The 10,011-nt window shown below is 65.8% G+C and carries 10 protein-coding genes and 1 pseudogene; 4 read left to right on the plus strand and 7 right to left on the minus strand.

Going from position 1 to position 10,011, the window contains the following annotated elements; translation table 11 throughout:
* Both WBF82_RS09995 and WBF82_RS10000 read left to right on the plus strand, forming a co-directional pair.
* Window positions 1-666: carboxyl transferase domain-containing protein (locus WBF82_RS09995; RefSeq protein WP_424382883.1), on the plus strand; the 666-nt coding region annotated here is incomplete at its 5' end.
* Window positions 667-846: 180 nt separating this feature from the next.
* Window positions 847-1,413, plus strand: a complete 567-nt coding sequence (locus WBF82_RS10000) for a dihydrofolate reductase family protein (protein WP_424382884.1) — start codon at window positions 847-849, stop codon at window positions 1,411-1,413.
* A 43-nt stretch (window positions 1,414-1,456) separates the two neighbouring features.
* Here WBF82_RS10000 and WBF82_RS10005 read toward each other — a convergent pair whose 3' ends face one another.
* The 5 genes from WBF82_RS10005 to WBF82_RS10025 form a co-directional block, all read right to left on the minus strand.
* Window positions 1,457-2,215, minus strand: a complete 759-nt coding sequence (locus WBF82_RS10005; RefSeq protein ID WP_424382885.1) for a class I SAM-dependent methyltransferase — start codon at window positions 2,213-2,215, stop codon at window positions 1,457-1,459.
* On the minus strand, window positions 2,208-2,927 hold the full coding sequence (locus WBF82_RS10010; RefSeq protein ID WP_424382886.1) for a TetR/AcrR family transcriptional regulator: 720 nt from the start codon (window positions 2,925-2,927) through the stop codon (window positions 2,208-2,210). The genes WBF82_RS10005 and WBF82_RS10010 overlap by 8 nt, the downstream gene beginning before the upstream one ends.
* A 40-nt stretch (window positions 2,928-2,967) precedes the next feature.
* Complete coding sequence (locus WBF82_RS10015; RefSeq protein ID WP_424382887.1) at window positions 2,968-4,557, minus strand: FAD-dependent monooxygenase; 1,590 nt, start codon at window positions 4,555-4,557, stop codon at window positions 2,968-2,970.
* Between the two features lie 67 nt (window positions 4,558-4,624).
* Window positions 4,625-6,151 carry a glycerol-3-phosphate dehydrogenase/oxidase gene (locus tag WBF82_RS10020; RefSeq protein WP_424382888.1) on the minus strand — a complete coding sequence of 509 codons (1,527 nt, stop codon included), beginning with the start codon at window positions 6,149-6,151 and terminating at the stop codon, window positions 4,625-4,627.
* Window positions 6,148-6,711 carry a TetR/AcrR family transcriptional regulator gene (locus WBF82_RS10025; RefSeq protein ID WP_424382889.1) on the minus strand — a complete coding sequence of 188 codons (564 nt, stop codon included), beginning with the start codon at window positions 6,709-6,711 and terminating at the stop codon, window positions 6,148-6,150. The genes WBF82_RS10020 and WBF82_RS10025 overlap by 4 nt, the downstream gene beginning before the upstream one ends.
* Before the next feature lie 41 nt (window positions 6,712-6,752).
* On the opposite strand from WBF82_RS10025, the gene WBF82_RS10030 reads away from it, so the two are divergent.
* Together WBF82_RS10030 and WBF82_RS10035 are read left to right on the plus strand one after the other, a co-directional pair.
* Window positions 6,753-8,333: an FAD-binding oxidoreductase gene (locus WBF82_RS10030; protein WP_424382892.1), complete on the plus strand. Its 1,581-nt coding sequence runs from the start codon at window positions 6,753-6,755 to the stop codon at window positions 8,331-8,333.
* Window positions 8,333-9,247: a diacylglycerol kinase gene (locus WBF82_RS10035; protein WP_424382890.1), complete on the plus strand. Its 915-nt coding sequence runs from the start codon at window positions 8,333-8,335 to the stop codon at window positions 9,245-9,247. Before WBF82_RS10030 ends, WBF82_RS10035 begins: the two co-directional genes overlap by 1 nt.
* Here the strand turns inward: WBF82_RS10035 and WBF82_RS10040 are convergent.
* Window positions 9,228-9,740: a DUF3145 domain-containing protein gene (locus WBF82_RS10040; protein WP_424382891.1), complete on the minus strand. Its 513-nt coding sequence runs from the start codon at window positions 9,738-9,740 to the stop codon at window positions 9,228-9,230. The two genes, WBF82_RS10035 and WBF82_RS10040, sit on opposite strands and share 20 nt — an antisense overlap.
* A gap of 132 nt (window positions 9,741-9,872) precedes the next feature.
* Window positions 9,873-10,011, minus strand: a pseudogene (locus WBF82_RS10045) (serine hydrolase); the annotation flags it as partial.

The following is a 10,011-nucleotide window of genomic DNA, read 5'->3' on the forward strand; positions in this document are numbered from 1 at the left end:
GACGGGGGGGCGCCGTTCGAGGAGTTCCAGGCCAGGTGGGCGCCGTCGATGGTGGTCGGGCTGGGCCGGCTGTCCGGCCGCACGGTCGGGGTGCTGGCCAACAACCCGCTGCGGCTGGGTGGCTGCCTGAACTCCGAAAGCGCCGAGAAGGCTGCACGTTTCGTGCGGCTATGTGACGCTTTCGGGATTCCGCTGATCGTGATCGTCGACGTGCCCGGCTATCTGCCCGGTGTCGACCAGGAGTGGGGCGGCGTGGTGCGCCGCGGCGCGAAGCTGCTGCACGCGTTCGGTGAGGCCACCGTTCCGCGCGTCACGCTGGTCACCCGAAAGACGTACGGCGGGGCCTACATTGCGATGAACTCGCGTTCGCTGAACGCCACCAAGGTGTTCGCCTGGCCGGACGCCGAGGTTGCGGTGATGGGCGCCAAGGCCGCGGTGGGCATTCTGCACCGGAAGAAGCTGGCCGCGGCGTCCGACCACGAGCGCGAGGCCCTGCACGATGAATTGGCCGCGGAACACGAGCGCATTGCCGGCGGTGTTGACAGTGCCATCGAGATCGGCGTGGTCGACGAGAAGATCGACCCGGCCCACACCCGCAGCAAGATCACCGAGGCGTTGGCCCAGGCGCCGGCACGACGCGGGCGCCACAAGAACATTCCGCTGTAAGACGCCAACCGTTCGCCGAACGTAACGCCACGGCGAAAGATCACACGAATAATCGCCGCAGCGTTACATTCGCGGCCGAGCTCGCGATCGCGTGGTGTAGCCGCCGTTGGCAACGATGGTCTGCCCGGTAACTCGTGTGGCGTCGCGATGAGTTTTGCCCTCCGGTGCAGTCTGATCTCCATGGGCAAACTCATCTATGGCTTCAACGTGTCGGTGGACGGATACATCGCCGACGCACAAGGCAACATCGACTGGAGCGATCCGCGCGAAGAACTGCACCAGTACTGGAACGACTTCGAGCGGGAGACGGCCCTGTCGTTCTACGGGCGGCGGCTCTACGAACTGATGTCCGCGTACTGGCCGACCGCCGACAAGGCCCCGGACGCCACCCCTCTGATCGTCGACTTCGCCCACATCTGGCGCGACATGCCCAAGGTCGTGTTCTCGCGCACCCTGGAGTCCGTCGACTGGAACTCCCGCCTGGAACGCGGCGACCCAGTCGAGGTGGTGACGAAGCTGAAAGCCGAAACCGACGGCAGGCTGGAGGTGGCCGGCGCGACGCTGGCCGCACCGATCGTGCAGGCCGGACTGGTGGACGAGTACCGGATGGTGGTCACGCCCACCGCCGTGGGTGGCGGTACCCCGTTCTTCCCAACACTGCCGTCATGGATCTCGCTGCGACTGTTGGAGAACCGCACCTTCCCGGGTGGCACAGTCCTGCTGCGATACGAGGCCAAACACGACTGATCGAACACAGCCAGGTCGCGCCAGCCCAAATGGGAACAGTGGCTCACCCGGGCTTGGTGGCGGTGACGGCGTGGGTGCGCACGAGCGGAAGTCCCCACCAGGCCCGCCAACCAAGATCCCGACGCACGACGTTCGCCATGCCCCGTTGCCGAAGCCGCGCGGCATACAGGCGGGTGAAGCCGATATCGGCGATCACGACGCGACCGCCGGGCCGCAGCACCCGCACCGCTTCGTCGATCGCGGCCCGCCGCGCTTGGTTACCCGGCAGATTGTGGATCGCCAGGCTGCTCACGATGAGATCGAAGGAAGCGTCGGGAAATTGCAGATCGGTCATGTCGCGGGTATGCAATTCGATGCGGTCGGCCACGCCTTCGGCGTCGGCGTTGGCCAGTGTCGCCTGCATGCAGTTGCCGGTCTGATCGGGCCGCCAAATATCCACTCCCACAGCCTTTCCACGCGGCACCAATTTGGCTGCTGCCAACAAGACCGCGCCACGTCCGCAGCCGAGGTCGAGCACGCGTTCGTCGCCGCGCAGCCCGATCTCGGTCAGCAGGCGCGCCCACACCTCGAACTTTCCTCGCCGGCTGAACCGTGCGATGCTGACCCCGGCGCCGATCAATACGACGGCGACCGAGGAGGCTGCGAGTCCCGCGATGACGCGCCCACCCGCCAGCCACACCGCCGCCAAAACTGCTGCGGCAAAGCACATCAGGAGATAGCCAGCAAAGACGACCGGCGCAGGAATCAACCGGTAGTCGCCGTCCACCCCGTACTGCCCGCGCGGGCGAGCGAGTTCAGTCATCCTCATCATCTCCATAGGTTGCCGTTCGGAAATCTCGGGCCAGTCGTTGAAGGATCGGAAGAGCTTTTTCGGCAGCACGTTTCACCGCGGCGCTGCTCGGCGGCTCAGGTGGCTCGAAGGCCCGCCGTACCGTGTCGGCGAGCTGATCCGCCTTCTGCTCCAAGGTCAACGTGATCGTCGGCGCGTGAAAGGGTTCTGCCGCAAAGAAACCGAAGACGATCGTGGGTAATGTGTAGTCGAGGTCCGTCAAACGCAGATCGGGACGCAGCATGGACTCCGCAGCGAGCACGCCCAGATAGTCGCGGTTGACACCAAGCTTGCTTTGCTCCAGTCGCTGATGATGCGCCGCGGCAAGGAAAGTGCCGAGGGTATCGGCGTCGCGGGTGTAGAGCGCGCGCAGCACCGGTCGTTTCATCGCCTCGACGAACAGCCGCCGCAGGTAGCGATGCAGCGCGACCTCGACCGCATCCTTGCGGACGGCGTCAACAATCGCCTCGGCCATCGCCGCCGCTTCGCGGGCGCTGACCGCGTGGAACACTTCCTCGCGAGAACGCCAGTGCAGATAGATGGTGCCTTTGCCGACGCCGGCGCGGCGGGCCAATTCATCGATGGTCACTCGGCGATAGCCCCACGACAGCAGCAAGTCTCGGCCGGTATCAAGAATCCGATCGGCCCGTTCTCGCCGATCGCCACGGGAGCCGTGCACCACCACGGCTTCTACTTTATGACCAAAATACGATTTTGGTCAACAGTCAGCCGCGCGCCAGGATCACCGCAACCGCGTCGCGAAGCTCGCGTTCGGGGTCAGTCGGTAGCTGGTCCGCCCGCCACCCGACGAAATCGTCCGGGCGCACCAGCAGAGCCCCGTCGGGCTTTAGTCCGGTCGCATTTGCCCATGCCCCGTCGACATCGACCGCCTCGATCGCGACACCGAGGGCAGCCGTCGCTGCCGCGGCGGCATCAACCCATCGGGCACCCTCGGTTCCGGTAAGCAGGGTGAATTCATCCCCACACAAGTCGAGCGTGGAAAGGCGCTTGCCGTCGCGCTGCACCCAGACGTGCGGGATCCGCGTGCCGGGTTGTCCCCGCAGCTCCTCGACTAGCGATATCGCATCCGGGTCGCTCGGCGCCGGCTCGTCGGTCACGACCGCCGCCGAGCGGTACTGGTAGCCGGCGAGTAGGGCGAACATCGGCGCCTCCTCGTCCGGCGGCAACAGTGGCCGGTCATCGTCCAGCCGAAGCATCGCAAGCGACGGGCCGGTAAGCGATTGGCGCGCGTTGAAACGCCCGACCGGGTGACGCTCGGCGTGATAGGTACTCAGCAGCTCCGGCCCCGCCACGCCATTCAGGACGGCGCCGAGCTTCCAGGCCAGGTTGTCTGCGCTCTGGATCGCTGTGTTGGCTCCCCCGGCCTTGAGCGGCGGCATGGTGTGCGCAGCGTCGCCAACGAGAAAGACACGGCCGCATTGGAATTGGGCGGCTACCCGCTCATACGGTTGCCACGCGGCGACGTCGACGATCTCCACATCGACCCGCTCGCCGACGGCCTTGGTGAGCACCTCGACGCAACGCTCCGGGGTGAATTGCGCTGCTGTCTCGCCCTTTCCAGGCAAGTAGGTGGTGATGAACATGCCAAGGTCGTCCTCGACCACCAGGAAAATGCCGTCCACGTCAGCGTTTTTGACTTGTACACCGTCCCCGTCGTGCAGCTGCGACACGAATTTCCGCCACGGCGCTCGAAAGTAGATGAATACAACGAAGATCGGCACTGCGCCGTATCCGGAGGTCGGGACGCCCAGCGAGTCCCTGATCCGGCTGTGCACTCCGTCGGCGGCGACGAGATAGTCGGCGCGTACCGTTTCGGTGGTTCCCGACTCCTGGTCGCGCACAACCACAGTCACACCAGCATCGTCCTGGTCGAACGAGGATAGCTCCGTCCCGTAACGAACCTCGCTACCGTGCCGGCGGGTTTGCGCCAACAGCATCGGTTCCAGCCTGCTCTGCGGACAATACTGCGCAGCAGGCTCGGGACTCATCCCGGCGAACGGCGCGAAAATGGCATCGATGTCCATGGCCGGTTCCTCGTCCGGGCTGTTCAGCGTCGGCTTGACGACCATGTCGGAAACGCCATCGGCGACCGCATGGACCGCGTCGCCGAGGCCGATGCGGCGCAGGATCTCGAGGCTGCGGAAGCTCAGGTTGCGGGCCTTCGGGTAGATGAAAACCTCGCGCCGCTTTTCGACCAACAGCGAGTTGACCCCGTGGTTGGCCAGAAGAGCCGACGTAGCTAGTCCGCCGACGCCCGCCCCGACGATCAGAACTGGAACATGCGTGACATTCATGCGGGTCACCGCCTTCCCGCGGATGCGATAAATAACAGTTACTACTATATAGTAGTTACTGTCACTTTTATCCGAGCAATTCCTCGGCCACGGCGGTCACTCGGTCCCGGTCGCCCTCCACCAACCCGATCCGGGTGCGACGATCCACGATGTCGTCGACTGTCATCGCACCCTCATGGGTGATGGCGTACTCGAATTCAGCCCGGGTCACATCGATCCCGTCGGCCACCGGGTCGGCCGGCCGCTCGCAGCTGGCGGCGGCGATGACGTTGGCCGCCTCGGCCCCGTAACGCAGCACCAACGACTCCGGCAAGCCCGCCATCGGCGCTACGGGTGAGCCCGGGTTTGCCGGCGCGCCGACCAATGGCAGATTTCGGGTCTGACAGTGGGCGGCGTCCAGGCCCCGCAATTCGATCGCCCGGTCGAGGACGTCCTCGGCCATATGCCGGTACTCGGTCAGCTTGCCACCGACCACGCTGATTACCCCGGAGGGTGACTCGATCACGGCGTGGTTGCGTGACACGTCCGCGGTGTGACCGGCTCCGGTGTCGATCAGCGGCCGCAGCCCGGCATATGCACCGATCACATCGGAACTGTCCAGCGTGATTCCCAGCCCAGTGTTGACGACGTCGAGCAAGAACTTCACCTCGGCCGAAGTCGGCTGTGGCACATCAGGAATGGGCCCGGGCGCTTCTTCGTCGGTCAGTCCAAGATAGATCCGCCCCAGCTGTTCGGGCATCGCGAAGACGAAGCGGTTCAGCTCGCCGGGTATCGGAATCGTCAGCGCCGCTGTGGGGTTGCCGAGCGCGGCGGCATCGAACACGAGGTGCGTACCGCGGCTTGGACGCAGCTTCAGCGACGAGTCGATTTCACCCGCCCACACCCCGGTGGCGTTGATGACGGTGCGCGCCGACATATCAAACGACTCGCCGCTACGTTGATCGGTTAGCCGCAGCGACGTCCCGGTGACCTCAGATGCGCACGCATAGGTCAAGATTCGAGCCCCATGCTGTGCCGCGGTACGCGCAACGGCGGCGACCAGTCGGGCGTCGTCGATCAGTTGGCCGTCGTAAGCGAGTAGTCCACCATCCAGACCCTCGCGTCGAACGGCCGGGGCCAGCTCGCCGACCCGCGCTGCTGAGATACGGCTAGAGCCAGGCAAAATCGACGCCGGTGTGCCCGCCGTCTTCCGCAACACGTCGCCGGCCAGAAAGCCGGCTCGCACCAACGCCCGCTCCATTCGTCCCATCGACGGCAGCAACGGGACCAGTTGTGGCATGGCCCGAACCAGATGAGGGGCGTTGCGCGTCATCAGGATTCCGCGTTCGACAGCGCTGCGCCTGGCGATGCCGACATTGCCAGTTGCCAGGTAGCGCAATCCGCCGTGCACCAGCTTGGAGCTCCACCGGCTGGTGCCGAAGGCGAGATCGTGCTTTTCTATCAACGCCACTCGCAAGCCTCGCGACGCCGCGTCCAACGCGATGCCGGTGCCGGTGATGCCGCCACCGATCACGACGACGTCAATCGGCTCGCCATCGGCGAGCGCAGTCAAGTCGGCGGTGCGGCGCGCTGCGTTCAGTGCAGTCGAATTCATGACAAATATCCGTTCAGCGAGTAGGCGAGTTCGGCGGCCAGCGCGTCGCCGTCAAGAATCGGGCGGACGATCTGGGCGGACTGAATTGTCGATTGGGTGATCAGCAGCACCATCGCTGCGAGCCGGCGCGGATCGCCGGGTCGCACGCTCCCTTCGCGCTGGGCCGCGCGTAAACCTTGAGCGAGCGCGTCGATCAGCATCTGCTGGCTGCTGCCGAGCCGCTGGGCGATGTACACCAGCGCCAGCTCCGACCGCAGCACCGCCATCACCAGCTCGTCGTGGCGCAGACGTTCGGCCACCGCCACCACCCGGTCGACCAGCGCTGCACGGCCGCTTCCACGGAGCGGCACCTCATCCAGCGCGGCGGTGATATGGCTGGTCAGCAGCGCAGCCAGCACCGAACGCGTGTCCGGCCAGCGGCGATAAACGGTTGGACGGCTCACCCCCGCCCGTCGGGCGATCTCCGCCAGCGTCACGCGCTCTACCCCGAAATCGACCACGCAGCTCGCGGCGGCCGTGAGGATGCGTTCCTCCACGGGAGCATTACTGATTGACAGCATATGTAATACTGTAACGCATGTCAGACCAATTGCTCCCCCCGATGAAGTGGAATGCGTGGGGTGACCCGCGGGAAGCCAAACCCGTGTCCGAAGGAATCCGCTCGCTGTTGAAGCAGGCCCTGGGCGTGACGGACTCCCCTACCGCCGAACTTGACGCCGACCAGGTGAAGCTGCGCCTGTCGGAGTTAGCACAGGTCCACCGCGAGGCGCTGGCCGCCATCGTCGGGCCGAACTACTGCCGAGTCGGCGACCGCGACCGGCTGCTGCATGCCGGCGGCAAGTCCACCCTGGATCTGTTGCGGCGCAAAGATTCCGGCGCGCAAGAAGCGCCCGATGCGGTTTTGTTGCCCTGCACTGACGACGAGGTCGCCGCGATCTTGCAGTACTGCTCGCAGCACGGCATCGCTGTTGTCCCGTTCGGCGGCGGGACTAGCGTGGTCGGTGGACTCGACCCCATCCGCGGCGAATTCAGCGCTGCGGTGTCGCTGGATTTGCGGCGCTTCGACCAACTGCTCGGTTTCGACGCAGTGTCCGGCGAGGCTGAGTTCGGCGCCGGCGTCACCGGCCCGCAAGCCGAGCAACTGCTCTCTGAACACGGCTTCTCGCTGGGGCATTTTCCACAGAGCTTTGAATTCGCCAGCTTGGGCGGTTACGCCGCGACCCGATCGTCGGGCCAGGATTCCGCGGGATACGGCCGGTTCGACGACATGGTTCGCGGCCTTCGCGTCATTACCCCCGCTGGCGTGCTGGATTTGGGCCGCGCCCCGCAGTCGGCGGCCGGTCCGGACCTGCGTCAACTGCTGATCGGGTCGGAGGGCGTCTTCGGCATCATCACCCGGGTGCGGGTCCGGGTGCATCCGAAGCCCGAGGTCACCCGCTACGAGGCGTGGTCGTTCCCCGACTTCGCCACCGGGGCAGCCGCACTGCGCACCGTCACCCAGACCGGCGCAGGACCGACCGTGATCCGGATGTCCGACGAAGCCGAGACCGGCGTCAACCTGGCCACCACCGAGGCAATCGGCGAAACCCAGATCACCGGCGGCTGCTTGGCAATCACCGTGTTCGAGGGCACAGCGGCGCACACCGAAAGCCGGCACGCCGAAACCAGGGACCTGATGGCCGCCGCGGGCGGCACGTCGCTGGGTGAAGCCCCGGCGCGGGCCTGGGAGCATGGCCGGTTCGGCGCGCCGTACTTACGGGACTCGCTGCTGGGCGCCGGCGCGCTCTGCGAGACGCTCGAGACGGCCACCGAGTGGTCGAATATCCCGGCGCTGAAAGCCGCGGTCACCGATGCGTTGACCGCCGCGCTGGCCGATTCCGGTACGCCGGCGCTGGTGTTGTGCCACATTTCGCATGTGTACGCCACCGGCGCTTCGCTGTACTTCACCGTCGTCGCCGGACAACGCGGAAACCCGATCGAACAATGGCGCGCCGCGAAAACCGCTGCCTGCAGTGCAATCGTGGCCACCGGCGGGACGATCACACATCACCACGCGGTCGGCGCCGATCACCGGCCCTGGATGCGCGATGAGGTGGGCGAATTGGGCGTGCAGGTGTTGCGCGCGGTCAAATCGACGCTGGATCCCGCCGGAATTCTCAATCCCGGCAAGCTGATTCCGTGATGACCAAGCGCGAAATCGGTCGCGTGACCCTGCTGACCAATCCGGCCTCTGGACACGGAAACGCGCCGCACGCCGCCGAAAAGGCGGTCGAGCGGCTGCAGCAGCGTGACATCGACGTGGTGGCGATCGTCGGCAGCGATGCCGAGCACGCGCGCCGCCTGCTGCATGCCGCGGTTGAAAAGGGCACCGACGCACTGGTTGTCGTCGGCGGCGATGGCGTGATCTCCGATGCACTGCAGGCCGTGGCCTGCACTGATATTCCGCTGGGAATCATTCCTGCCGGCACTGGTAACGACCATGCTCGCGGATTCGGGCTGCCCACAAAGGATCCCGTTGCCGCCGCCGACGTCGTCGCGGACGGCTGGACCGAAACCGTTGACCTGGGCAGGATCCGCGACCGCGAAGGTGTCATCAAATGGTTCGGCACCGTGGCAGCCGCGGGGTTCGATTCGCTGGTTACCGATCGAGCCAACCGGATGCGTTGGCCGCGCGGCCGGATGCGCTACAACCTGGCGATGCTCGCCGAGCTGTCGCAGCTGCGGCTATTACCGTTCCGGCTGATGCTCGACGGACGCGACGAGATCGTCACCGACCTCACCCTCGCGGCGTTCGGCAACACCCGCAGTTACGGCGGCGGAATGCGGATCTGCCCCAACGCCGACCCTGGCGACGGCCAACTCGACATCACCATGGTGCACTCGGCGTCGCGCCGCCGGCTGATCCGGTTGTTTCCCACCGTCTACAAGGGCACCCACATCGGCCTCGACGAGGTGACCACGGCGCGTGCGAAATCCGTCGAGGTGGACTCGGCGGGTATCAATGCCTACGCCGACGGCGAGTATGCCTGCGCGCTGCCCGCTGAGATCTCAGCGGTCTCCGGCGCGCTGCGGGTGCTTACCCCACGCCACGGCTGAGCCAGGAGACCTCGGCGCCATCACCGCCGTCGCGATATACCTCCAACGCCTCATCCCACGCCGTGCCCAGCGCCGAATCCAGCTCGGCGGCCAACGCGTCGGCGCCGTCGGCCATCATCGCTCGCAGCCTCATCTCGCCGATCATCACGTCGCCGTTGGCGCTCATCGCTCCGCTCCACAGTCCCAGCTGTGGTGTGTGGCTGAACCGCTGCCCGTCGACCCCGGGACTGGCATCCTCGGTGACCTCAAACCGGAGCACCGACCAGGAACGCAACGCATTGGCCAGTCGGGCGCCGGTACCGACCGGGCCCACCCAGTTGGTGACCGCACGCAATTGCCCGGGCATCGCCGGTTGCGGGGTCCACTTCAGGTTGGGTTTGGCTGCAAGAGTCGACGACAACGCCCACTCGACATGCGGGCACACCGCGGCGGGCGAGGCATGGACATAGACCACGCCGGTCGTCACGTCGGCGAACTGGTTCGACGCACGCATCTGCTGCTCCTTCGGCTCCACGAGGGACGTCTTCCCCAACGACCTGGTGAGCCCGACGAGCAGGGTTACAGATACCTTGAAAATAAAATTGTGTCTTGCGTGTCTATTGTGCCTTGTGAGACCCCTGTTGCGCTAGTCCGCGACGCACTCCGATATCACGGAATCGGCGAGGACCGGCCACAGCGGCAGCGCCCAGTCACCGAAATCGCGGTCGGTGAGCACCACAAGCGCGACCTTGGCTTGCGGATCTGCCCAGGTCAACGTGCCTGAT

The organism is Mycobacterium sp. (assembly GCF_049673265.1).
Lineage (GTDB): Bacteria > Actinomycetota > Actinomycetes > Mycobacteriales > Mycobacteriaceae > Mycobacterium.